Origin of the sequence: Variovorax endophyticus (assembly GCF_025376855.1) — a bacterium.
Lineage (GTDB): Bacteria > Pseudomonadota > Gammaproteobacteria > Burkholderiales > Burkholderiaceae_C > Variovorax.
This window is the reverse complement of record NZ_JAHUTH010000004.1, coordinates 71,032-93,095: the sequence shown is the minus strand read 5'-3', so window position 1 is coordinate 93,095 and position 22,064 is coordinate 71,032. Positions and strand designations below refer to the sequence as shown.

Here is a 22,064-nt window from a genome sequence, read left to right as displayed (position 1 = left end):
CGCCGCGATCGGAAGCAAGGACATGGTCTCCACGCAGGTCGTAGGCATCCTGGGCGGCATGGGCCCGGCCGCGGGCGCCGACTTCGTGCGCCTGTTCGTGCAGGCCTGCGCGCAGCAGATGCGTGCGCGCGGCGAACCGGTGCGCGACCAGTCCTTCCCCGAGCACTGGCTCGCGCAGGTGCCGGTGCCCGACCGCACCGGCGCATTGCTGTCGAGCGCCGAGAACGGCGCGCACCAGCCGCTCGAGCCGATGCTGCAGGCGCTGGGCCGGCTGGCCGCGCTCGGCAGCCGCACGGTGGCGATCGCCTGCAACACCGCCCATGCCTGGCATGCGCGGCTGCAGGAGCGCTTTCCGCAGGTCGAGCTGCTGCACATGGCGCGCGAGACCGCGCAGCACCTCGCGGCGCAGGGCGCGGGCGAGGTGGCGCTGATGGCCACCGAGGGCACCTACCGCATCGGCCTCTATGAGCAGGCGCTGGCCGAGGCCGGCCTGGGCTGCCACGTGCCGAGCGAGGCCGAGCGCCGCACCATCGCGCGCGGCATCTTCGAGGGCGTGAAGGCCGGCGACATGGCGCTGGCCGAGCGCTGCTTCTCCGAGGTCGCGCTGCGGCTGGCCGAGCGCCACGGGCCGGTCACCATCATCATGGGCTGCACCGAGGTGCCGCTGGGGCTCGCGGGCTCGCCGGCGGTGGCGGGGCTGCGGCTGGTCGATCCGGCGCAGGTGCTGGCGGCGGCGCTGGCGCGCCGGGCCTACGAGCCGCGCTGAGCGGTTCCCGCGCGGGGGCATCAACCCCGCGGACTCAGAGGACGGGCCGTTATCGCCTACATTGCGGCGTGCGTTTTTTCGCGCAGCACGCCCCTTGTCCGACGATCCCTCACCTGGAGCCCTCCTCATGCCCCAATTCGACGACCGCCGTTCCGACCTGCAATCCGACTTCGATTCGCTGCGCCCCGGCGACAGCACCGAGCAGGGCGCGACGCGGCGCACCGCGCTCAAGGCCGCCATCGGCGTGGGCTATGCCGCCGCCGTGATGCCGGTGATGGCGCAGACCGCCATCAGCACCCCGGCCGACGGCCTCAAGGCCGGCCCGATCAAGTACACGGTCAACGGCTTCGAGGTGCCGGCCTATGCCGCGGCGCCGGCCAACAAGACCGGCCTGCCGGTGATCCTGGTGGTGCAGGAGATCTTCGGCGTGCACGAATACATCGCCGACACCTGCCGCCGCTTCGCCAAGCTCGGCTACCTCGCCATCGCGCCCGAGCTCTATGCGCGCCAGGGTGATCCGCGCGGCTACACCGACATTCCCAAGCTGCAGGCCGACATCGTGAGCAAGGTGCCCGACGCCCAGGTGCTGGCCGACCTCGACGGCGCGCTGCAGTACGCCGCGGCCAACGGCGGCGACACCTCCAAGGCCGGCATCACCGGCTTCTGCTGGGGCGGTCGCATCACCTGGCTCTACGCCGCCACCGGCAAGGTCAAGGCCGGCGTCGCCTGGTACGGCCGGCTGGTCGGCCAGGCCAGCGACCTGACCCCGAAGCACCCGGTCGACATCGCCGCCAGCCTGCAGGCGCCGGTGCTCGGCCTGTACGGCGGAAAAGACCAGGGCATCCCCCTTGACACCGTTGATAAGATGAAATCGGCCCTGGCAAATGGCTCTCCGGCTGCCAAGGCGTCGAGCTTCGTCGTGTATCCCGAAGCAGGCCATGCGTTCCATGCCGACTACCGTCCCAGCTACGTCAAGAGCGCGGCCGACGACGGATGGCAGCGAGCCACCGCCTGGTTCAAAGCCAACGGCGTCGCCTGAGCGAATCCAGTTCAGACGACCCGAGAGCCAGCTTCCGCCGAAGGCCGTCCCCGCAAGGGGCGGCCTTTTTGCTTTTTATGAATGGAACTGGGTGCCATCGGGCGCTCTTATTGCGTAAGCAGCTATGAACTTGATAGTGATCATCTTGGCGACCCTGGTCGCCGGCATCGGCAGCGTGTGGCTCGCGGCGCTGCTGCTGCGCGTGGGCGTGCGCAGCGGCTCGGGCGGCGTGAATCCGCAGCACCTGCTGAGCCTGGCGGCGGGCGCGCTGCTCGCCACCGCCTTCATGCACCTGTTGCCCGAGGCCTTCGAAAGCCGCATCGAGCCCGCGCTGCTGTTCGCGGTGCTGCTGTTCGGCGTGGTGTTCTTCTTCCTGCTCGACAAGGCCGAGCTGTGGCACCACGGGCACGAGCACCATCACGGCGGCGACACCGCCGGGCAGCCGGCGCAGCTCGGCCCCATCTACGACAACCACGGCCACCACGATCACGCGCACGGCCACGACCATGCGCACCACGGCCACGACCACGGCCCGCGCGCCGGCGGCTGGGCCGTGCTCACCGGCGACAGCGTGCACTGCTTCGGCGACGGCATCCTGATCGCCTCGGCCTTCATCGCCGACCTGCGCCTGGGCCTGGTCGCCGCCCTCGCGGTGCTCGCGCACGAGGTGCCGCACCACATCGGCGACCTCGTGGTGCTGCGCCAGAGCTCGGCCAACCAGCGCGCCGCGCTCGTGAAGGTGTCGCTGGCCGGCACCATGACCATGCTCGGCGGCATCGCGGGCTGGTGGCTGGTCGACCAGCTGCATGGCTGGCTGCCGTACTTCCTCGTGCTGGCCGGCAGCAGCTTCGTCTACGTCGCGCTGGCCGACCTGATCCCGCAGCTGCAGAAGCGCCTGCCGATGCGCCAGACCCTCGGGCAGATCGCCTGGCTGATCGCGGGCATCGCGCTGGTCACGGGCGTGAGCCGGCTCGCGCACAGCGGCGAGCACGGCCACGACCACGGGCACGACCACGCCGCGCATGCGCACGAGCAAGGGCACGACCACGCGCACGAAGGCGAGGCCAAGCCTGGGGCGAACAAGGACGCGGCGAAGAACTGATCGTTTGCACAGGTGCGGGCGCGGGCGATACCTCCGGTCACCCGCGCCGACTTCCGGATGACGCGAAATCGGCGCAACATAGGGGCCTGCTTCGTCCTGTCATCCGTGAGAAAACGTGAGGAAACGACCATGACCACCCGTGCCGCCGCCACCAGCGCGCGCCCCGCGCCGATCCCCGAGGAAGTCGACGAGGACCTCGATGCCGACGGCCTGCCCGAGGACGACTTCGATGCCATCGACGCGGAAGCCGCCGATTCCCTGTCCGAGGAAACCGGCATCGACCTCACCGATGCCAGCGAGCTCGATGCCGACAACGTGCCGGCCGACGAGGAATTCGATCGCGTGATGAACGCGCCCGACTGAGGGCGCCTCTCCCGGGGGCCGCTCGCTAGGCCGATGCGGGATGCAGCCAGCCCTGGTGCTTCTCCATCAAGGCGCCCACCACCTTGCGGATCTCCTCCATCGCCGCCCGCGCGATCGCCGACGTGCCGCCCTGCCTGCGCGTGACCATCCCCACCGAGCGCAGCGGCCCGTCTGAAATCGACGAGATCTTCATTCCCCGCAGGCTCACCATCGGCATCATGCCCAGATAGGGCAGCACGGCAACGCCCAGCCCTTCCTTGAGGAAGCCCGCGATCGTGCCGACCTGGTCGAGCTGCATCTTCGGCCGGAACTCCACGCCGCGCTGCAGGAAGGCGGCGCTGATGTAGCGCATCGCGGTGCTGGCGTCGGTCATGCTGATGACCGGCAGCCGCAGCAGTTCGTCGAGCATGACCTCGTCGGCGATGCGCTGGCGCCAGGCGCCGCACGACAGCAGCACGAACTGGTCGCGCAGCAGTTCCTCGTATTGCAGCTCCGGGTGCGAGGGCATGACGGACGCCAGCGCGAAATCCACCTGGTAGTTCAGCAGCCGCTGGATGCTCGCGCTGTTGGAGCAGTCGTGGATGGCGATGCGCGGCTGCGCGAAGCGCCGCTCGAGCGCGCCGCAGGTGGCGGGAAGGATCACGCTGGCCAGCGACGGCAGCGAGGCGATGCTCAGCTGCTGCGCCTCCTGCTCGGCCGATGTGCGCATGCGTTCGAGGCCGCTGTCGAATTCCCCGATCACGCTGCGCGCCATGCTGGCCAGCCGCGTGCCGCTCGCGGTGAGATGCACGCTGCGCGTGGTGCGCTCGAACAGCACCAGGCCCAGCGCCTCCTCGAGATCGCGGATCGCCTTGCTCAGCGAGGGCTGGGTCATGAACAGCTGCTCCGCGGTCTTGCTGAAGTTCAGCGATTCGCTGAGCGCGAGGAACAGGCGCAGCTGGCGCGGGGAGATATTCATTCCCTGATTCTATAAATCGATAGATAGAAAGAATTTCAAAGATAAATGGGTTCTTCCTACGATCGCCGCTCAGGCAAATCGAAGGAGACGACAAGGTGCTGGATCTGAAGGGAAAAGTAGCGCTGGTCATGGGCTGCGGCGCCGTGGCCGATGGCTGGGGCAATGGGCGCGCCACCGCGGTGCTGCTCGCGCGGCAGGGCGCGAAGGTGTTCGGCACCGACCTCGTGCTGGCCAACGCCGAGGCCACGCGTGCCCTGGTCGTGGCCGAGGGCGGCGAGGCCGAGGTCCAGGCCTGCGATGCCACCCAGTCCGCGCAGGTCGAGCAGGCGGTGGCCGCCTGCATCCAGCGCTTCGGGCGCATCGACATCCTGGTCAACAACGTCGGCGTCTCGCAGCCCGGCGGTCCCGTCGACATGGACGAGGCGGTGTGGGACGCGCAGATCCAGGTCAACCTCAAGAGCGCGTTCCTCGGCTGCAAGCACGTCATCCCGCACATGCGCGCGCAGGGCGGCGGCGCCATCGTCAGCGTGGCGTCCGTGGCCGGCCTGCGCTACATCGGCAAGCCGCAGGTCGCCTATGCCGCGGCCAAGGCGGGGCTGCTGCAGTTCACGCACACCTCGGCCGTCATCCATGCGCCCGAAGGCATCCGGCTCAACTGCGTGGTGCCGGGGCTGATGCACACGCCGCTCATCGAAGGGCTGGCGGCGAAGTACGCGAAGGGCGACACGCAAGGCTTCATCGACCACCGCAACAACCAGGTGCCCATGAAGCACATGGGCACCGGCTGGGACACGGCGCACGCGGTGCTGTTCCTCGTGGCGGACGAGAGCCGCTACGTGACCGGCACCGAGATCGTCGTCGACGGCGGCCTGGTCGCGGCCACGCGCTGACGGCCCGTTCGCTTTCCATCGCTTCCCCCAAAAACCAGGAGACATACATGCTCGAGACCGGGCGACGACTTCTATTGGCTTGCGCAGTCGCGACGGCCGCGGCTGCACTGATGCCGGCCGCCCATGCGCAGGGCTATCCCCGCCAGCCCATCCGCCTCATCGTGCCCTTCGCTCCGGGCGGCGCGGTCGACCAGACGGCACGCATCATCGGCAACACCCTGGGCGAGAAGCTGGGCCAGACGCTGGTGATCGACAACAAGCCCGGCGCCAGCGGTTCGCTGGGCGCGGGCGACCTGCATCGCGCCAAGCCCGACGGCTACACCCTCATGCTCGCGCTCGATTCGCAGGCGGTGAACCACCTCACGGTGAAGAACCTGCCCTTCGACACCTTCAAGGATTTCGACTACCTGAGCCTGCTCGTCACCACGCCGCAGGTGCTGGTCACGCGCAACGACCTGCCGGCGAAGAACTTCGATGAACTGGTGACCTACCTCAAGGCCAATCCCAAGAGCTCCTACGGCTCCGCGGGCACCGCCTCGGCCGGGCACGTGAACAGCGCGCAGCTCTCGCTGGCCAAGGGGCTGCGCACCGAGCACGTGCCCTACAAGGGCGCGGGCCCGCTGCTCACCGACATGCTGGGCGGTCACATCGACTATGCGTTCGCGGGCCTGTCGGTGATGCTGCCGCAGATCAAGGCCGGCAAGGTCCGGGCGCTGGCCGTGAGCTCGCCGCGGCGCTCGGCGATGCTGCCCGACGTGCCCGCGATGAACGAGCTGATCCCGGGTTTCGAATACCCCACCTGGATCGGCATCGTCGCGCCGCCGGGCATGCCGCCCGAGGTGCGCCAGAAGATCCTCAAGGCCGTGCGCGAGACGATGCACGATCCGCAGGTGGAGAAGCGCTTCGCCGAGAACGCCTACGACATCGTGAACGGCACGCCCGAGCAGTTCGCGCAGCGCGTGAAAAGAGACGCCGAAGTCATGGACGACCTGGTCAAGCGCAGGATCGTCACCAGCGACTGAACCCGATCCCCGAAGAAAGGAACACCCCCATGGCCCGGATCCCCTACGCGGACAGCCAGAACCCCGCCGTCAAGCCGCTCGCGGACCGCATCGTCGCCGAGCGCGGCGAGGTGCTGCATCTCTATCGCATGCTGCTCAACAGCCCGCCCGTGGCCGAAGGCTGGCTCACCTATCTGACCGCGATCCGGCAGAAGTCCTCGCTGCCCGGCGCGCTGCGCGAGATGGTCATCATGCGCGTGGCGCAGCTCAACCACGCGCCCTACGAAGCGGACCAGCACGCGCCGATCGCGCTGAAGGAAGGCATGTCGCAGCCGCAGCTCGATGCGCTGGCGGACTGGGCGCAAAGCGACCTGTTCAGCGAGCGCGAGCGCGCGGTGCTGGCCTATGCCGACGCCATGACGCTCCACGTGCAGGTGCCCGATGCGATCTTCGCCGCGGTGTCGGCGCAGTTCGAGCCGCGGCAGCTGGTGGAACTCACGGCGACGGTCGCGGCCTACAACATGGTCTCGCGCTTCCTCGAAGCGCTGCAGATCCATTCGCACGACGCGCGTTGAGAGCTGCCCCCGGCGTCAGCTCGTCTGCCGCACGATCACCTGCCCGTTGCGCGCACCGCTGTGCGCGCCATCGCGCCAGGTCAGCGCGCCATTCACGATCACCGCCTCGATGCCTTCGGCCGCCTGCGTCGGCTCCTGGTAGTTCGCGGTGTCGCGCACGGTCTTCGCATCGAACACCACCACGTCCGCGTGGTGCCCGGGCTTGAGCGTGCCGCGCTCGTGCAGGCCGAAGTTGCGCGCCGTGAGGCCGGTCATCTTCCACACCGCGGTCTCGAGCGGGAACAGGCCGACGTCGCGGCTGTAGTGGCCCAGCACGCGCGGGAAGGTGCCCCACAGCCGCGGGTGCGGCTTCTCGCCGAGCGGAATGCCGTCGGAGCCGATCATGGTTTCGTCGAAGGCGAGGATGCGCTGCACGTCGTCCTCGTCCATCATGAAATAGATCGCGCTGCCGGGCTGCAGCCGCTTCGCAGCCTCCTCGCCCGACACGCCCCAGTCGGCCGCGATGTCCTTGAGGTCGCGGCCCGCGCACTCGGGATGCGGCACGCTCGATGCGATCAGCACGCGGCCGTCCATCATGCCGCGGTCGGTGCGGATCATGGTCGAGCCGGCCGTGTAGGGATAGCAATCGAGGCCGATGCACTGGTGCTTCATCGCCTCCTGGATGAAGGGCAGCGTGACCTTGGTCTTGCCGTGGTTCTGCACGTTCTGCACCTTGTGGTGCGACACCACCACCGGGATGTCGAGCGCGCGGCCGATGGCGAAGGTCTCCTCGAGCGATTCCATCACCCGGTCGGCCTCGTCGCGCATGTGCGTCACGTAGAGCGCCTTGCGCGACGTGAGCGGGCGCCCCACCTCGATGATCTCCTCGGTCGTGGCCTTCACCGCGGGCGGGTAGAAGGTGCCGGTCGACAGGCCGATGGCGCCGGCCTGCATCGCTTCCTCGACCAGCGCCTGCATCGCCGCGATCTCGCTCGCGGTGGCTGGGCGGTCGAGGTCGGCCATGGTCACGGCGCGCAGTGTCGAATGGCCCACCATCGCCGCCACGTTGACCGAGGAGGGCGTGGCGCGCAGCGCGTCGAGGTAGGCCGCGAAGGTGGTGAAGCGGCCCTCGACCGGCGAGTCGAGCAGGCTCAGCGGCATCGGCAGGTCCATGTCCTCGCGCAGCGGCGCGGCGCTGATGCCGCAGTTGCCCGCGATCACCGTGGTCACGCCTTGGGACACCTTGAACGGCATCTGCGCCTGCGACAGCACCGCCTGGTCGTCGTGCGTGTGCGAGTCGATGAAGCCCGGCGCCACGATGCGGCCCGTGGCGTCGAGCACCTGGTCGGCCGTGTGGCCCTCGAGCTTGCCGATGGCGGCGATGCGTCCGCCCGAGATGGCCACGTCGGCCTCGAAGCGCGGCGCCTTGGTGCCGTCGATCACGGTGCCGCCGCGGATCAGCAGGTCGTGGTGGGTGGGGTTCGACATCGCGTTCTTTCCTTTGTCTGTCGTGAGTGCGTGTTCAGCGGAAATGGCAGGCCACCAGATGGCCCTCGGCCTCGCGCGGCGTGAGCGCGGGCTGCTGCTCCTTGCACACCGCCTGCGCCATCGGGCAGCGGGTGTGGAAGCGGCAGCCCGAGGGCGGGTTCGCGGGGCTCGGCGGATCGCCCTGCAGCAGCAGGCGCTTGGCCGGCGTGCGCGGGTTGGGCACCGGCACCGCCGACAGCAGGATTTCGGTGTAAGGATGGCGCGGCGCGGAGAACAGCGTGTCGCGGTCCGCGATCTCGACGATGTGGCCCAGGTACATCACGGCCACGCGGTGGCTGATGTGGCGCACCACCGCGAGGTCGTGCGCGACGAACAGGTAGGCGATGCCGAACTCGGCCTGCAGGTCCATCAGCAGGTTCACCACCTGCGCCTGCACCGACACGTCGAGCGCCGACACCGGCTCGTCGCAGACGATCAGCTTTGGCTGCAGGGCCAGTGCGCGCGCGATGCCCAGCCGCTGGCGCTGCCCGCCCGAGAACTCGTGCGGATACTTCTTCGCCGCCTCGGGCCGCAGGCCCACGCGCGAGAACAGCCAGCGCACGCGCTCCTCGCGCGCGGCCGCGTCGGCCCCGCCGAAGTTGCGCAGCGGCTCGGCCACGATCTCGCCCGCGGTCAGGCGCGGGTTGAGCGAGGCGTAGGGGTCCTGGAAGATGATCTGCAGGTCGCGCCGGCGCTGGCGCATCTGCGAGGGCGACAGTCCCACCAGTTCCTCGCCGTCGAGCTGCACCGAGCCCGCGCTCGGCTCCACCAGCCGCAGCACCGACTTCGCCGTGGTCGTCTTGCCGCAGCCCGATTCGCCGACCAGCGAGAGCGTCTCGCCGCGGGCCACCGAGAAGGACACCCCATCGACCGCCTGGATCGGCGGCCGCGCCGGCCGCAGCCAGCGCTTCGGCGAAACATAGTGCTTGCGCAGCTCGTGCACGCGCAACAGCGGCGCGGCATTGGTTGTCGTCGTCGTGCTCATGCCGCCACCTCCTGTTCGACCGAAGCCGTGGCCCAGCCCTCCTGCACCGCGAAGCAGGCCACCACGTGGCCGCCGTCGGCGTCGTTCGCATCGCCCTGGCGCGTGAGCCGCGGCGTCTCGTGTCGGCAGCGTTCGCGCGCCGAGGCGCAGCGCGCCGCGAAGGCGCAGCCGCGGCCCAGTTCGTGCGCCGCCGGCACCAGCCCCGGGATCTCGGTGAGCCGCGTGCTCGCGGTGTTCATCGCGGGCATCGAGGCCATCAGCGCGCGCGTGTAGGGATGCAGCGGCCGGTCGAACAGCTCGACCACCTCGGCCTCCTCGACCTTCCTGCCCGCGTACATCACGACCACGCGGTCGCAGCTCTCGGCCACCACGCCCAGGTCGTGCGTGATCATCACCACGCCCATGCCCAGCTCCTTCTGCAGCCGTCTGATGAGGTCGAGGATCTGCGCCTGGATCGTCACGTCGAGCGCGGTCGTGGGCTCGTCGGCGATCAGCACCTCGGGGTTGCAGGCCAGGGCCAGCGCGATCATCACGCGCTGGCGCATGCCGCCCGAGAGCTGGTGCGGGTACTCGTTCACGCGCCGCTCGGGCTCGGGGATCTGCACCAGCCGCAGCATCTCGACCGCGCGCTGCAGCGCCTCGGCGCGGCTGGCCTTCTGGTGCAGCTGCACCGTCTCGGCGATCTGCCGGCCCACGGTCAGCACCGGGTTCAGCGAGGTCATCGGCTCCTGGAAAATCATCGAGATGCGGTTGCCGCGGATCTGGCGCATCTCGCGCTCGCTCAGCTGCATCAGGTCGGTGCCGCGCAGCCGCACCGCGCCCGCGTGGTGGCCCGGCGGCGTGGGCACCAGCCGCAGGATCGACAGCGCGGTCACGCTCTTGCCGCAGCCCGATTCGCCGACCACGCCGAGCGTGCGGCCGGCGCGCACGGTGTAGGACACGCCATCGACCGAGCGCACCACGCCGGCCAGCGTGTGGAAGTGGGTGCGCAGCGCGTCGACCTCGAGCAGCGGCTCGCCGGTCGCGAGCGCGACGCGGGACAGGGGAGTGGTCATGGGGCGTCGTCCCTCAGAGTTGGCGCGCCAGGCGCGGATCGAGCGCATCGCGCAGCCCGTCGCCCACGAGGTTGATCGCGAGCACCGTGGCCGCGAGCAAGAGGCCCGGGTACAGGATGATGTGGAAGGCCACGGCGACGAAGTTGCGCCCCTCGGCCATCATGTTGCCCCAGCTCGGCGTCTGCGCGGGCACGCCCACGCCGAGGAAGGACAGCGCCGCCTCGGTCAGCACCGCGGCCGCCGCGACGAAGGTCGACTGCACGATCAGCGGCGCCACCATGTTGGGCAGCACGTGGCGCCACAGGATCGTCGGCAGCCGCGTGCCCACCGCATGCGCGGCCTCCACGAACAGCTGCTCGCGCAAGGTGAGTGCCAGCGAGCGCACCAGCCGCACCACGCGCGGTATCTCGGGAATGGTGATGGCCACGATCACGGTCGTGAGGCTGGCGCGCGTGACCGCCATCAGCGCGATCGCCAGCAGGATGCCGGGGATCGCCATCAGTCCGTCCATCACGCGCATCACGAAGCCGTCGATGCGGCGCACGAAGCCCGCCAGCAGCCCCAGCACGATGCCGAAGACGGTGGCCAGCACGGCGACCGAGGCGCCGACGATCATCGACACCTGGCCGCCCCACACCGCGCGGCTGAACACGTCGCGGCCCAGCGCGTCGGTGCCGAACCAGTGCTCGGCCGAGGGCGGCTGCATGCGCGCCAGCGGGTCGATGTCCTGCGGGTCGTGGGTGGCGATCCAGGGCGCGGCGATCGACAGTGCGGCCACCGCGAGCAGCAGCAGCAGGCCGACGATCAGCGTCGGGTGCTTGCGCAGCCAGCGGAAGCGCGGCGGGACGAAGGGCGCGATGTCGGCCTCGGTGCTGGCCTGGATGGGGGGCGTGTCGCTGTCGCTCATGGGGAGTACGGTGGACATGGCGCGGTTCAGTACTGGATGCGCGGATCGAAGAAGCGGTAGCTCAGGTCGATCAGCAGGTTGATCAGCACGTACACGCCGGCCGACAGCAGCAGCACGCTCTGGATCACGGGATAGTCGTGGCGCTGCACCGAATCGATGACCAGCCGGCCCACGCCGGGGATCGCGAACACCGTCTCGGTGACCACCACGCCGCCGATCAGCAGCGCGATGCCCACGCCCACCGTGGTGGCGATCGGAATCGCCGCGTTGCGCAGCGCATGGCCCAGCACCGGCAACACGCCCAGGCCCTTGGCGCGCGCGGTGCGGATGTAGTCCTCGTGCAGCACCTCGAGCACGGTGGCGCGCGTCATGCGCGTGACCAGCGCGATGTAGACCAGCGCCAGGTTCACGCACGGCAGCACCAGCCCGAGCAGCCAGTCGGCTGGGCTCTGGCCGAAATGCACGTAGCCCTGCACCGGAAACCACGGCAGCTGGATCGCGAAGGCGTAGATCAGCAGGTAGCCGACCAGGAACACCGGCACCGAGAAAGCCAGCACCGCGAACAGCATCACCAGCCGGTCGATCCAGGTGCCGGCGCGGTAGGCTGCCAGCGTGCCCAGCGGCACCGCCACCACCAGCGTGATCGCCATGGTGAGCAGCGCGATCGACACCGTGGGCTCGAGCCGCTGCCCGAGCAGTTGCGACACCGGCACCTGCGTGAAGATCGAGGTGCCGAGGTCGCCGGTGGCGAGCCGGCCGAGCCACAGCGCGAACTGCTGCCACAGCGGCAGGTTGAGGCCGAGCGCGGCGCGCAGCTTCTCGATGTCCTCGCCGGTGGCGAGGTCGCCCGCGATCAGCGCGGCCGGATCGCCGGGCGACAGGTGGATCAGCAGGAACACCACCACGGCGACCACCGCCATGACCGGGAGCGTCGAGAGGAACCGACGGAGGATGTAGCCCATGGCTTCGAGGTTCTCGTGGCTGGGGAGGAGGGCTTACTTGTCGAGCATCCAGACCGTCGGCATGCCGGCCCAGAGCTTGTCCACGCCCTTGAGGCTGGAGCGCGCGGCGAACGCGGCCGAGTACTGGCCCGCGTTGATGTAGGGCACGGCCTCATAGGCGCGCGACTGGAAGGCGTCGAGCAGTTCCTTGCGCTTGGCCGGCACCGTCTCCTTGAGCCAGGCCGTGCGCAGCTCGTCGAGCTTCTTGTCGCAGGGCCAGCCCGGCAGGCTGTTGCCGCAGGCCGCGCTCAGGTAGGCGTTGGCGATCGGCGAGTTGGCGTCGAACTCGCCGGCCACCGTCACGTACATGTTCCAGCCACCGGCCTCGGGCGCATCGCGCTTGGCGCGGCGCGCGCCGATCGAGGCCCAGTCCATGGTCTGCGCGTCGACGTTCAGGCCGATGCTGCGCATGGTCTGCGCGGCCATCAGCGCCTCGGCGTTGAGATAGGGCACGTCGCTGGGCACCAGCAGCACCACCTTCTCGCCCTTGTAGCCGGCGTCGGCCAGCATCTTCTTGGCCTTGGCCACGTCGGCCTTGCGGAAGGGCTCGGCGCCGGCCGCGGTCTCGTTCGGGCTGCCGCAGATGAAGTAGGTGGCGCAGTAGCTCATGCGCATGTCCAGCGGATAGCCCATGGCCGCGACGAAGCGTTCCTGGCTCACCGCCTGCAGCAGTGCCTGGCGCACCTTCGGGTCGTTGAAGGGCGCGTGCAGCTGGTTCATCACCAGGAAGGCCTGGTAGGCGCCGCCCGAGCCGATCTTGACGTTGCTGTCGGTGCGCAGCGGCGCGATGTAGTCGGGCGGCAGCTGCTCGACCAGGTCGACCTCGCCGCGCTTGAGCGCCGCCACCGCGCTGTTGGCGTCGGGCAGGTAGAGCCACTCCACGCGGTCGAAGCTGGTCTTCTTGCTGCCCGAGAGGCCGCTCGGCGGCTCGCTGCGCGCCACGTAGTTGGTGTTGCGCACGAACACCGCCTTGTTGCCCGGCACCCATTCGTCGCGCTTGAAGACGAACGGGCCCGAGCCCACGACCTCGGTCAAAGGCGCCGTGGCCGGCATCTTCGCGATGCGCTCGGGCAGGATCACCGGCGGAAAGCCCGAGGGCTTGGCCAGCCCGTCGAGCACCATGCCGAAGGGCTCGGTCAGCGTGAGCGTGAAGCTGTGGGCGTCGACCGCTTTCCATTCGGCGCCGCTGGCCACCATCGCGCGGCCCAGGCTGTCGCGCGCGGCCCAGCGCTGCAGCGAGGCAATGGCATCGGCCGAGGTCACGGCGCTGCCGTCCGAGAACTTCAGGCCCGGGCGCAGCGTGAAGCTCCACTGCTTGCCGTCCTTCGAGGTGCTGTACTTCTCGACCATCTGCGGCTGCGGCTTGCCGTTCGCGTCCTGCGCGAACAGCGTGTCGTAGACCATGTAGCCGAAGTTGCGCGAGATGTAGGCCGTGGTGAAGGTCGGGTCGAGGATCTTCAGGTCGGCATGCGCGACCACGCGCAGCGTCTTGGGCTGCTGCTGGGCCGGCGCGTGCAGGCTCGCCGTGGCGAGGGCGAGTCCGCCGAGACAGGCGGCGAGAAGGCGGCGTGGTGAAGTCATCGCGGAACTCCGTGGCTGAGAAAAAGGGAAGGGAACGAGGGAGAAAGAAAAAACGAAGCGTCAGGCCGTGGCGCCGATCGGCCACTTGGGCAGCCGCGCCTTGCGGTAGGGCAGGGTGTTGAGGTCGAGCGTGACCGCGCCCGGCGCACCCGCGTAGATCACATGCCTGGCGACCTTCGAGTACGAGGCATAGAAGTGCTGCGAGGACTTCACCACCACGATCTTCTTGGCGGCGAGATCGCAGCCCAGTTGCGTGAAGAGGTCGGTGCCCATCGCCTGGTTGCGCAGCGTGATCAGCACGATCTCGATGCCGTTGGCTTCCACCAGCGCGCTGTCGCCCATCAGCACCGGCGTGCCCGCCAGGCCGGTCATCACCAGGTCGCGCTGCAGCGCCTTCACCGTGCACTCGAGGTCGATCGGGTCGCCCGAGAGCGGGCTGATCTTGCCGCCGATGCGCATCGTGAGCCTGGCGCCCACGCCCGCGTCGAAGGCGATGCGCACCGCGATCGGGTCCCACATCGGGCCCAGCGCCGCATTGGTGATGCCGCGCTCGACCATGCGGCGCAGGATGAAGGTCGAATCGCTAGCCGCGCCGCCGCCGGGGTTGTCCGCGCCATCGGCCAGCACCACCGGGCCGCCGTCGAAGGCCAGCGCCGCGTCGAGCGAGGCGTCGATGCCGGGGTAGGGGACCGTGAGCGCGTCGCGCATCGCGATCACCTCGTCGGCCAACTGGCGCGCCAGGGCCTGCGCCTTGGCCGCGTCGCCGTCGGTGTAGACCAGCAGCTTGGTGCCCATCTCGGGCACGTCGCCCCACGAGAAGCCGTGCGTGAGCGAGACCGAGAGCACGCCGTCCTTGCCCTCGAGCGACTGCATGCGCTCGACGAAGCCGCGCGCCGGCTGGCGCGAGGTGTGGACCGTCACGATCATGTCGCAGTCGACCATCGCGGCCACCGGCTTCACCTTGCCCTCGACCTGCGCCGCGCAGATGTCGACCAGTTCCATGCCGCGCTCGAGCACGTCGGTGTGCGGGTACTCCTTGAACGAGATCATCAGGTCGGCGTTGGCCACCATCTCGGGCGTGAGGTGGTTGTGCGGATCGAGTTCGGCGCCGATCACCACCTTCGGGCCCACGATCTCGCGCACCCGCTTCAGCAGGTCGCCTTCGCAGTCGTCGTAGCCGTCGGCCACCATCGCGCCGTGCAGGCCCAGCAGCACCATGTCGACCGGCAGCACCGCGCGCAGATCGGCCAGCAGCTCGTCGCGCAGCGTCTCGTAGGCATGGCGCGTGGTCGTGCCGCTCGGTTGCGCGCCGGCCACCATGCCTTCGAACAGCGTCCAGCCGCGCTCCTTGCCGCGGATGCGCGCGGCCCACAGCGGGCCCGAGAACAGCGTCATCGCTTCGGGATGCTGGCCGGCGGGGAAGTAGCCGCGATCCTTGAACGAGGCCAGGCCCGTGGGCATGGGCGCGAAGGTGTTGGTTTCGGTGGCGAGGGAGGCACTGAAGACACGCATGGGGTTTCTCTTGTTCTCGGGTGGAGGGAAGAAGGAAGGAAAAGGGGGCGTTGCCGCGTCAGGCCGCGACCTTGCTGCGCAGCCGCTGCGGCCCGAGCATCTCGGCCGTGAGCCCGAAGCCCGCGATGCGCTCTGGCAGCGGCAGCCCGCGTGCCATCGCCGCGCAGGCCTCGCCCATCGCGGCCGAGGTCTGGATGCCGTAGCCACCCTGCGCCGCGACCCAGAAGAAGCCCGGCGCCTCGGGATCGAAGCCGCCGACCAGGTCGCCGTCGGCCACGAAGGAACGCAGGCCGGCCCAGGTGCGCGTGGGGCGGCGGATCGAAAGCGTGGTCACCTGCTCGATGCGGTCGATCGCGATCGCGATGTCGAGCTCCTCGGGCTGGATGTCCTGCGGCTCCACCGGGTCGGCATTGGCCGGCGAACCGAGCAGCATGCCGGCGTCGGGCTTGATGTACCAGTCCTCGTCGGCGCCGAACACCATGGGCCAGCGCGCGGCCGTCGCGGCCTCGCCCTCGGGCGGCGCGAAGATGAAGGCCGAGCGCCGGCGCGGCTCGATGCCGATGGGCGGCACGCCCGCGAGTCGAGCCACCGTGTCGACCCAGGCGCCCGCCGCATTGAGCAGCACTGGTGCCTCGTAGCTGCGCCCGCCGGCCTGCACGCGCCAGACCTCGCCCACGCGCTCGATGGCCGTCACGCCCGCATCGCACACCAGCTGCCCGCCCGCGCGCCGCATGCCGCGCAGGTAGCCCTGGTGGATCGCATGCACGTCCATGTCGGCCGCGTCGGGTTCGTAGACCGCGCCGATCACCTGATCGGGCCGCAGCGCCGACACCATCGCGCATGCTTCGTCGGCACCGAGCCGGCGCGGATCGCCGGGCATGCCCTGCAGCACCTGCCAATGCTCTTCGAGCTGAGCCTCCTGGCCCGGGCCCGCGATCATCATCGCGCCGCGCGGCGTGAGCAGCGGATGCTCGGCGAAGCCCGGCGGCGGGTTCTCGAGAAAGGCGCGGCTGGCCATCGTGAGCGCGCGCACCTGCGGCGTGCCGTAGCTCTCCATGAACAGCGCCGCCGAGCGGCCCGTGGAGTGGTAGCCGGGCTGGTTCTCGCGTTCGAGCAGGATCACGCGGGCATGCGGCGCGAGCCAGTGCGCCACCGAGGCGCCGGCGATGCCGCCGCCGATCACGAGGAAGTCGGCGGTGGCGGTGGTGTGTTCGGTCGTTGTCATCGCGGCGGAGTGTAGGAACAAATTTGCGTATCCGCAAATTATCGAAAGCCCTGAGTTCCTTTGACGTCGTCTCGTGCAGAGTGAGGACGCGGCGAGGGGCCCAGGACGCTCGTTGCACCATGGCGGTGAAATTTGCGTACTTGCAATTTGCGCATACGCAAATTCCGGGCCCGGCCGCGGCGGCCCGGCGGTGGAGGGGGGGCGGATGGACTGGCAGAATCCTGCGCATCACAAGAGAGAGCCAAGCGTGAATCCACATACAGGGACCAAGCAGGCGGCGAAGCCGAAGGAGGCCGCGCCCACGCTGGACCGCACCACTTTCGGTTATCGCCTGCGCACCGCGCGCAAGCGTTTCGGCTGGACGCTGGCGCAACTGGCCGAGCGTTCGGGCGTGTCGATCACCACCATCTCGCGCGCCGAGCGCGGCCAGCTCGCGCTGGGCTACGAGAACTTCACCGCCCTGGGCCGCGCGCTCGACATGGACATGAACGCCATGTTCGCGGGCGCCGGCGTCAAGCCCGCGCAGTTCGACGGCCCCGTGGTCACGCGCGCCGGCAAGGGCGTGGTGTACCGCGGCCTATCGATCGCCTACGAGTTCCTCGGCACCACCGCCGCCGGCAAGCAGATGAGCCCCATCGTCGGCGTGGTGCACGCGCGGCGCATCCATGGCCCCGAAGACTTCGTGCGGCACTCGGGCGAGGAGTTCGCCTATGTGCTCTCGGGCGAGATCGAGGTGCACTTCGACAACGGCGAGGTGGTGCGGCTGGGGCGTGGGGATTCGCTCTATTTCGACAGCCGGCTCGGGCATGCGTACATCAGCGTGAGCCGGCAGCTCGCGAAGATCGTGGGGATGACGATCGGGGAGAGCGGGCACATGAAGTCGGCGCGGGAGGCGCCGGAGGTGGAAGCCGTGGAGGCGGTGGCGAAGAAGAAGTTAGGGCGCGCCGGCAAGGCTTGATGTTTCACTGAACAAGAGCATGTCCATTTCCGACGACACCTGGCCTTTCAGCGATGCACCGAATGTTGCGTGCTTCACCGTGAGGTCCATCATGAACGAGGCTGCGCCGATCCTGCTCGTGTTCCACGACGAGGACGACGGCGCCTGGCAGATGCTGCCCGGCGGCGGTGCGGATGCGTCAGAGGCAATGATCGTGGGGCTGAAGCAGCTGGTTCAGTTGGAAGAAACTCTCGTTGAACTCGCGAACCTGCCGCTGGGTTGGTTTGCTCGGCGCGAAGACAAGAACTCGCCATGGATATCTCGGCCAAGGGCGGAATTTCCTGCTGACTGAAAAAGCGACGCCGGGGCAGCAAGGCCCGACACCGACCCGCATTCGACTCAGGTATCTCCAAGCCCGAACTCCCATCTAATTCTTGCCGCGTAGCATCCGCGCCGCCCACGATGAAGCGATGCGCCGTACGCAAACCCGGCCGGGCAGGATGGACGAATGAACACGAGAAACAAGATCGCGACGCTGCTGGTCGTCGCGGCTGCTGCCGTTGGCGCGGCCTTTGCCTATGCGTGGGAGCCGGCCATCTCGGCCTTGCCCACGCCACCGCCGTCCAGTAGCGACCAGGCGCTGCTGGTGCGAGGCTCGCACGTGGCCAGCACGGGCGACTGCATGGTGTGCCACACGGCCGCCAACGGCAAACCCTTCGCGGGTGGGCTGCCGCTCAACACGCCCTTCGGCACGATCTACAGCACCAACATCACGCCCGACGCCGAGACCGGCATCGGCACCTGGTCGCTCGAGGCCTTCACGCGCGCCATGCGCGCCGGCGTGTCGCGCGACGGGCACCTGCTGTACCCGGCCTTTCCCTATCCGCACTTCACGCGCATGTCCGACGACGACATCGGCGCGCTCTATGCGTACCTGATGGCGCGCACGCCGGTGCATGCGCCGGCCAGGGCCAACCAGCTCACGTTCCCGCTCGGCTTTAGGCCGCTGGTCGCGGGCTGGAACCTGCTGTTCCTGCGGAAGGGCCCGCTGCCCGCGCCCGCAACCGCGCAGTCCGACGAATGGCTGCGCGGCCGCTACCTCGTGGAAGGCGCGGCGCACTGCGCTGCCTGCCATACGCCGATGAACCTGCTCGGCGCCGAGAAAGGCAGCCAGCCCTTCACGGGCAACCTCATCGACGGCTGGGAAGCGCCACCGCTGAATGCAATGGCCAGCGCGCCCAGGCCGTGGACGAAGGAACAGCTCGTGTCCTACCTGCGCACCGGCCTCGCGAGCGAACACGGCGCGGCCGCGGGGCCGATGCTGCCGGTGACGCAGCACCTGGCCGACGTGCCCGAGTCGGACGTGCGCGCGATCGCGACCTACATCATGGGCATGCAGCCCGCGGCCCCTGCCGCGGCGCAGGCCGAGCCGGCCAAGGCGGCTGCGTCGGCTTCGGTAGCCGCCATGGCAGCACCCGCGGGCCAGCGCGTCGATGCCGGTGCCGCGCTGTTCAACGGCTCGTGCGCCGGCTGCCACGGCGGCGCGGCGCCCATGCGCACCATCGGCGATCGGCCCGCGCTCGGCCTGAGCACGGCGGTCAATGCCGACAGCGCGCGCAACGCCATCAACCTCGTGCTGAGCGGCAACCCGTGGGGCGGTTCGGCATCGGCGCACTACATGCCGCCGTTCGCGGATGTGCTGAGCGACGAGCAGATCGCCGAGGTGCTGCGCTATGTGCGGTCCAGCGCCACGCAGCGTCCGGCCTGGCCCGATCTGCAGAACGAGGTTGCGAAGGTTCGCAAGGAGAAGGAGGCACTGCCGAAATGATCACGCTCACCGTCAACGGCGTCGACCACGCGCTCGACATCGACCCCTCCATGCCGCTGCTGTATGCGCTGCGCAACCACCTCAAGCTCAACGGCGCCAAGTACGGCTGCGGCCTCGGCCAGTGCGGCGCCTGCACCGTGATCGTCGACAAGCGCCCCGTGTTCTCGTGCCTGATGCCGGTGTCGGCCGTGGGCAAGCGCGCGGTGCGCACCATCGAGGGCCTGGGCAGCGCCGACAAGCCGGCACCGATCCAGCAGGCCTTCATCGAGCAGCAGTCGGCCCAGTGCGGCTACTGCATCGCCGGCATGGTGATGCGCGCGCAGGCCCTGCTCGACGAGCGCCCGGGCGCCGACGAGGAAGAGATCCGCCAGCACATGCAGCCCAACCTCTGCCGCTGCGGCACCCACATGCGCATCGTGGCCGCGATCGTCGAGGCCTCGAAGACGCTGGCCGGCAGCGCGCGGCAAGGAGCAGCGCGATGAGCCGCCCCGCACAGCGGCAAGACGCCGCGCTGCGCAACCCGAGCCGACGCCACTTCCTGGCCGCGGGTTCGCTCACCGTGAGCTTCTCGCTCTGGCCCGGCGCCGCCGCGCTGGCCCAGCAGGGCAAGCAGGCCACCGAGGCGGGCGCGCCCAGCGCGCTCGATGCCGGCACCGCCAAGCTGCCGGGCGACCTCACCGGCACGCCCATGCTCGACGCCTGGATCCGCATCGACGAGCAGGGCCGCATCACCGTGTGGACCGGCAAGGCCGAACTCGGCACCGGCATCCGCACCGCCTTTACGCAGATCGCCGCCGAGGAGCTGAGCGTGCCCTTCGAGGCAGTGCACCTGGTAACGGCCGACACCGCCGTCACGCCCAACGAGGGCTACACGGCCGGCAGCCATTCCACCGCCGACAGCGGCACCGCCATCCTCAACGCGGCGGCGCAGGTGCGCGTGCTGCTGGTCGGTTCGGCCGCCGGCAAGCTCGGCGTGGCGGCCGACACCCTCAAGCTGCGCGACGGCGTCATCTCCGCCCCCGACGGCCGTACCCTGAGCTACGGCCAGGCCGTGAGCGGGCTCGACCTGCACCGGCGCGCCGAGCCGCGTTCCGAACTGGTCGATCCGAAGCAGCACCGCGTCATCGGCCAGTCGCGCCGGCGGCTCGACATCCCGGGAAAGGTCACCGGCGGCGCGAGCTACGTGCAGGACATGCGCCTGCCGGGCATGGTGCATGCGCGCATGGTGCGGCCGCCGTCGTATGGCGCCGTGCTGACCGGCGTCGACAGTGCGGCCGTCGAGAAGATGCCGGGCGTGGTCAAGGTGGTGCGCGACGGCAGCTTCCTGGCCGTGGTGGCGCAGGACGAGTGGCAAGCCATCCAGGCCATGCGCGCGCTCACCGAGGCCGCGCGCTGGCAGGAGAGTGCTTCGCTGCCCACCCCGGCCACCATTCACGACACGCTGATGAAGCTGCCCCGGCAGGAGATCCACGTCGGCGACCGCCATGGCGAGACCATGCCCGCGGCCAAGACCCTGCATGCGCGCTTCACCAAGCCCTACCTCGCGCATGCGTCGATCGGCCCTTCGTGCGCCGTCGCGCAGTTCGACGCGCAGGGCAAGCTCACCGTGTGGACCCATTCGCAGGGCGTGTTCCCGATGCGCGGCGCGCTGTCGGAACTGCTCGCTATGAAGCCCGAGGACATCCGCTGCGTGCATGTGGAGGGCTCGGGCTGCTACGGCCACAACGCCGCCGACGATGCAGGCGCCGAGGCAGCGCTCATCGCGCGCGCCGTGCCGGGTCGGCCGGTGCGTCTGCAATGGATGCGCGAGCACGAGTTCACCTGGGAGCCCTTCGGCCCCGCGATGGTCACCGACGTGAAGGCCTCGCTCGACGCCAGCGGCCGCGTGGTCGACTGGCACTACGAGATCTGGAGCAACTCGCACAACCAGCGCCTGGACAACGCAGGGCGCTTCATCTCCGCGCAGTACCTCGCGAAGCCCTTCACGCCGGCGCCGCCCAAGCCCATTCCCATGCCCGAGGGCGGTGGCGACCGCAACAGCCTGCCGCTGTACAACTTCGCCAACTACAACGTCGAGCACCACTTCCTGCCCGACATGCCGGTGCGCGTATCAGCCATGCGCGGGCTCGGCGCGTACATGAACGTCTTCACCATCGAGAGCTTCATGGACGAGCTGGCCGCCGCCGCGGGCGCCGATCCGGTGGAGTTCCGGCTGCGCCATCTCGACGACCCGCGCGGGCGCGACGTGGTACAGCTCGCGGCGAAGAAGTTCGGCTGGGACCCCAAGCGCAAGCGCGTGCCGAACCGCGGCGTGGGCTTCTCCTTCGCCCAGTACAAGAACCTGATGAGCTATCTGGCGCTGGCGGTCGAGGTGTCGATCGTGCCGGAGACCGGCGAGATCCGCATCGAGCGCGCCATCGCGGCCATCGACTGCGGCCAGGTGGTCAACCCCGACGGCGTGCGCAACCAGGTGGAGGGCGGCATCCTGCAGTCGGCCAGCTGGACCCTGTACGAGCAGGTGCAGTACGACGCCCAGCGCATCCGCAGCTACGACTGGAGCCGCTATCCGATCATGCGGTTCTCGGACGTGCCGCGGAAGGTGGAGGTGCACATCATCGATCGGCCCGGGGCGCCGTTTCTGGGGACCGGCGAAGCTTCGCAGGGGCCGGCGCCTGCAGCGTTGGGGAATGCGATTGCGGATGCTACGGGGCGGAGGTTGCGGGGGTTGCCGTTGGCGGCGGGGCGAAGGCTCAAGGAATACAACCAGAGCTGAGGCCGTGGAAGTTGGCGGCGGGCGCCGCGCGCCGGCAGAGGTCGATCCGTAGGTTGATGA

The 22,064-nt window shown here is 69.5% G+C and carries 21 protein-coding genes; 12 read left to right on the top strand and 9 right to left on the bottom strand.

The annotated features are described in order from the left end of the window. The first annotated feature begins 22 nt into the window (after window positions 1-22). The 4 genes from KV106_RS06925 (at window position 23) to KV106_RS06910 (ending at window position 3,270) form a co-directional block, all read left to right on the top strand. The gene (locus KV106_RS06925) at window positions 23-766 is read left to right on the top strand and encodes an aspartate/glutamate racemase family protein (RefSeq protein ID WP_261208184.1); all 744 of its coding nucleotides are present in this window, start codon (window positions 23-25) and stop codon (window positions 764-766) included. 127 nt (window positions 767-893) lie between these two features. Then, window positions 894-1,805, top strand: coding sequence for a dienelactone hydrolase family protein (locus tag KV106_RS06920; protein ID WP_057589499.1), 912 nt, complete (start codon window positions 894-896; stop codon window positions 1,803-1,805). Between the two features lie 124 nt (window positions 1,806-1,929). Continuing rightward, window positions 1,930-2,907, top strand: a complete 978-nt coding sequence (locus tag KV106_RS06915; protein WP_261208173.1) for a ZIP family metal transporter — start codon at window positions 1,930-1,932, stop codon at window positions 2,905-2,907. A gap of 129 nt (window positions 2,908-3,036) precedes the next feature. Further along, entirely contained in the window at window positions 3,037-3,270 is a 234-nt protein-coding gene (locus KV106_RS06910) for a hypothetical protein (RefSeq protein ID WP_172705367.1), read from the top strand. 25 nt (window positions 3,271-3,295) lie between these two features. Here KV106_RS06910 and KV106_RS06905 read toward each other — a convergent pair whose 3' ends face one another. Continuing rightward, window positions 3,296-4,228: a LysR family transcriptional regulator gene (locus KV106_RS06905; RefSeq protein ID WP_261208162.1), complete on the bottom strand. Its 933-nt coding sequence runs from the start codon at window positions 4,226-4,228 to the stop codon at window positions 3,296-3,298. 95 nt (window positions 4,229-4,323) lie between these two features. On the opposite strand from KV106_RS06905, the gene KV106_RS06900 reads away from it, so the two are divergent. The 3 genes from KV106_RS06900 (at window position 4,324) to KV106_RS06890 (ending at window position 6,694) form a co-directional block, all read left to right on the top strand. After that, window positions 4,324-5,118: an SDR family NAD(P)-dependent oxidoreductase gene (locus KV106_RS06900; protein WP_261208160.1), complete on the top strand. Its 795-nt coding sequence runs from the start codon at window positions 4,324-4,326 to the stop codon at window positions 5,116-5,118. A 110-nt stretch (window positions 5,119-5,228) separates the two neighbouring features. Further along, a complete protein-coding gene (locus KV106_RS06895) occupies window positions 5,229-6,140 on the top strand; it encodes a Bug family tripartite tricarboxylate transporter substrate binding protein (protein ID WP_261208142.1) in 912 nt (303 codons plus the stop codon). 29 nt (window positions 6,141-6,169) lie between these two features. Continuing rightward, window positions 6,170-6,694, top strand: coding sequence for a carboxymuconolactone decarboxylase family protein (locus KV106_RS06890; protein ID WP_261208134.1), 525 nt, complete (start codon window positions 6,170-6,172; stop codon window positions 6,692-6,694). Between the two features lie 15 nt (window positions 6,695-6,709). Here KV106_RS06890 and KV106_RS06885 read toward each other — a convergent pair whose 3' ends face one another. From KV106_RS06885 to KV106_RS06850, 8 genes are read right to left on the bottom strand one after another with little or no spacing between them, the layout of a single operon-like run. Further along, window positions 6,710-8,161: an N-acyl-D-amino-acid deacylase family protein gene (locus KV106_RS06885; protein WP_261208123.1), complete on the bottom strand. Its 1,452-nt coding sequence runs from the start codon at window positions 8,159-8,161 to the stop codon at window positions 6,710-6,712. A gap of 34 nt (window positions 8,162-8,195) precedes the next feature. Continuing rightward, entirely contained in the window at window positions 8,196-9,185 is a 990-nt protein-coding gene (locus tag KV106_RS06880) for an ABC transporter ATP-binding protein (protein WP_261208121.1), read from the bottom strand. Further along, window positions 9,182-10,240 (bottom strand): ABC transporter ATP-binding protein, encoded by a 1,059-nt coding sequence (locus KV106_RS06875; protein ID WP_261208119.1) that lies wholly within the window; start codon window positions 10,238-10,240, stop codon window positions 9,182-9,184. Before KV106_RS06875 ends, KV106_RS06880 begins: the two co-directional genes overlap by 4 nt. 13 nt (window positions 10,241-10,253) lie before the next feature. After that, on the bottom strand, window positions 10,254-11,147 hold the full coding sequence (locus KV106_RS06870) for an ABC transporter permease (protein WP_261208787.1): 894 nt from the start codon (window positions 11,145-11,147) through the stop codon (window positions 10,254-10,256). Between the two features lie 26 nt (window positions 11,148-11,173). Beyond that, on the bottom strand, window positions 11,174-12,109 hold the full coding sequence (locus tag KV106_RS06865; protein ID WP_057589513.1) for an ABC transporter permease: 936 nt from the start codon (window positions 12,107-12,109) through the stop codon (window positions 11,174-11,176). Between the two features lie 33 nt (window positions 12,110-12,142). Further along, window positions 12,143-13,729 carry an ABC transporter substrate-binding protein gene (locus KV106_RS06860; protein ID WP_093349074.1) on the bottom strand — a complete coding sequence of 529 codons (1,587 nt, stop codon included), beginning with the start codon at window positions 13,727-13,729 and terminating at the stop codon, window positions 12,143-12,145. 60 nt (window positions 13,730-13,789) lie between these two features. Next, window positions 13,790-15,241: a M81 family metallopeptidase gene (locus KV106_RS06855; RefSeq protein WP_261208105.1), complete on the bottom strand. Its 1,452-nt coding sequence runs from the start codon at window positions 15,239-15,241 to the stop codon at window positions 13,790-13,792. A 58-nt stretch (window positions 15,242-15,299) separates the two neighbouring features. After that, window positions 15,300-16,466 (bottom strand): NAD(P)/FAD-dependent oxidoreductase, encoded by a 1,167-nt coding sequence (locus KV106_RS06850; RefSeq protein WP_261208102.1) that lies wholly within the window; start codon window positions 16,464-16,466, stop codon window positions 15,300-15,302. A gap of 247 nt (window positions 16,467-16,713) precedes the next feature. Between KV106_RS06850 and KV106_RS06845 the strand changes: the two genes are divergently transcribed. The 5 genes from KV106_RS06845 to KV106_RS06825 all read left to right on the top strand — a co-directional run bounded on the left by KV106_RS06845 (window position 16,714) and on the right by KV106_RS06825 (window position 22,004). After that, the gene (locus tag KV106_RS06845; protein ID WP_057589520.1) at window positions 16,714-17,424 is read left to right on the top strand and encodes a helix-turn-helix domain-containing protein; all 711 of its coding nucleotides are present in this window, start codon (window positions 16,714-16,716) and stop codon (window positions 17,422-17,424) included. 19 nt (window positions 17,425-17,443) lie between these two features. Beyond that, window positions 17,444-17,755 (top strand): NUDIX hydrolase, encoded by a 312-nt coding sequence (locus KV106_RS06840; protein ID WP_261208092.1) that lies wholly within the window; start codon window positions 17,444-17,446, stop codon window positions 17,753-17,755. Window positions 17,756-17,911: 156 nt separating this feature from the next. Then, the gene (locus KV106_RS06835) at window positions 17,912-19,231 is read left to right on the top strand and encodes a cytochrome c (RefSeq protein WP_261208090.1); all 1,320 of its coding nucleotides are present in this window, start codon (window positions 17,912-17,914) and stop codon (window positions 19,229-19,231) included. Next, window positions 19,228-19,713: a (2Fe-2S)-binding protein gene (locus KV106_RS06830; RefSeq protein ID WP_261208079.1), complete on the top strand. Its 486-nt coding sequence runs from the start codon at window positions 19,228-19,230 to the stop codon at window positions 19,711-19,713. The genes KV106_RS06835 and KV106_RS06830 overlap by 4 nt, the downstream gene beginning before the upstream one ends. After that, window positions 19,710-22,004 carry a xanthine dehydrogenase family protein molybdopterin-binding subunit gene (locus tag KV106_RS06825; RefSeq protein WP_261208067.1) on the top strand — a complete coding sequence of 765 codons (2,295 nt, stop codon included), beginning with the start codon at window positions 19,710-19,712 and terminating at the stop codon, window positions 22,002-22,004. The genes KV106_RS06830 and KV106_RS06825 overlap by 4 nt, the downstream gene beginning before the upstream one ends. The last annotated feature ends 60 nt before the right edge of the window (window positions 22,005-22,064 follow it).

Bases quoted from the DNA above. Each gene is read 5' to 3' on its own strand.
- KV106_RS06895 (WP_261208142.1), top strand. From the start codon at position 5,229: ATGCCGGCCGCCCATGCGCAGGGCTATCCCCGCCAGCCCATCCGCCTC.
- KV106_RS06860 (WP_093349074.1), bottom strand. From the start codon at position 13,729: ATGACTTCACCACGCCGCCTTCTCGCCGCCTGTCTCGGCGGACTCGCC.
- KV106_RS06825 (WP_261208067.1), top strand. From the start codon at position 19,710: ATGAGCCGCCCCGCACAGCGGCAAGACGCCGCGCTGCGCAACCCGAGC.
- KV106_RS06880 (WP_261208121.1), bottom strand. From the start codon at position 9,185: ATGAGCACGACGACGACAACCAATGCCGCGCCGCTGTTGCGCGTGCAC.
- KV106_RS06840 (WP_261208092.1), top strand. From the start codon at position 17,444: ATGTCCATTTCCGACGACACCTGGCCTTTCAGCGATGCACCGAATGTT.
- KV106_RS06910 (WP_172705367.1), top strand. From the start codon at position 3,037: ATGACCACCCGTGCCGCCGCCACCAGCGCGCGCCCCGCGCCGATCCCC.
- KV106_RS06890 (WP_261208134.1), top strand. From the start codon at position 6,170: ATGGCCCGGATCCCCTACGCGGACAGCCAGAACCCCGCCGTCAAGCCG.
- KV106_RS06920 (WP_057589499.1), top strand. From the start codon at position 894: ATGCCCCAATTCGACGACCGCCGTTCCGACCTGCAATCCGACTTCGAT.
- KV106_RS06905 (WP_261208162.1), bottom strand. From the start codon at position 4,228: ATGAATATCTCCCCGCGCCAGCTGCGCCTGTTCCTCGCGCTCAGCGAA.
- KV106_RS06855 (WP_261208105.1), bottom strand. From the start codon at position 15,241: ATGCGTGTCTTCAGTGCCTCCCTCGCCACCGAAACCAACACCTTCGCG.
- KV106_RS06830 (WP_261208079.1), top strand. From the start codon at position 19,228: ATGATCACGCTCACCGTCAACGGCGTCGACCACGCGCTCGACATCGAC.
- KV106_RS06835 (WP_261208090.1), top strand. From the start codon at position 17,912: ATGAACACGAGAAACAAGATCGCGACGCTGCTGGTCGTCGCGGCTGCT.
- KV106_RS06870 (WP_261208787.1), bottom strand. From the start codon at position 11,147: ATGAGCGACAGCGACACGCCCCCCATCCAGGCCAGCACCGAGGCCGAC.
- KV106_RS06875 (WP_261208119.1), bottom strand. From the start codon at position 10,240: ATGACCACTCCCCTGTCCCGCGTCGCGCTCGCGACCGGCGAGCCGCTG.
- KV106_RS06885 (WP_261208123.1), bottom strand. From the start codon at position 8,161: ATGTCGAACCCCACCCACCACGACCTGCTGATCCGCGGCGGCACCGTG.
- KV106_RS06915 (WP_261208173.1), top strand. From the start codon at position 1,930: ATGAACTTGATAGTGATCATCTTGGCGACCCTGGTCGCCGGCATCGGC.
- KV106_RS06850 (WP_261208102.1), bottom strand. From the start codon at position 16,466: ATGACAACGACCGAACACACCACCGCCACCGCCGACTTCCTCGTGATC.
- KV106_RS06865 (WP_057589513.1), bottom strand. From the start codon at position 12,109: ATGGGCTACATCCTCCGTCGGTTCCTCTCGACGCTCCCGGTCATGGCG.
- KV106_RS06925 (WP_261208184.1), top strand. From the start codon at position 23: ATGGTCTCCACGCAGGTCGTAGGCATCCTGGGCGGCATGGGCCCGGCC.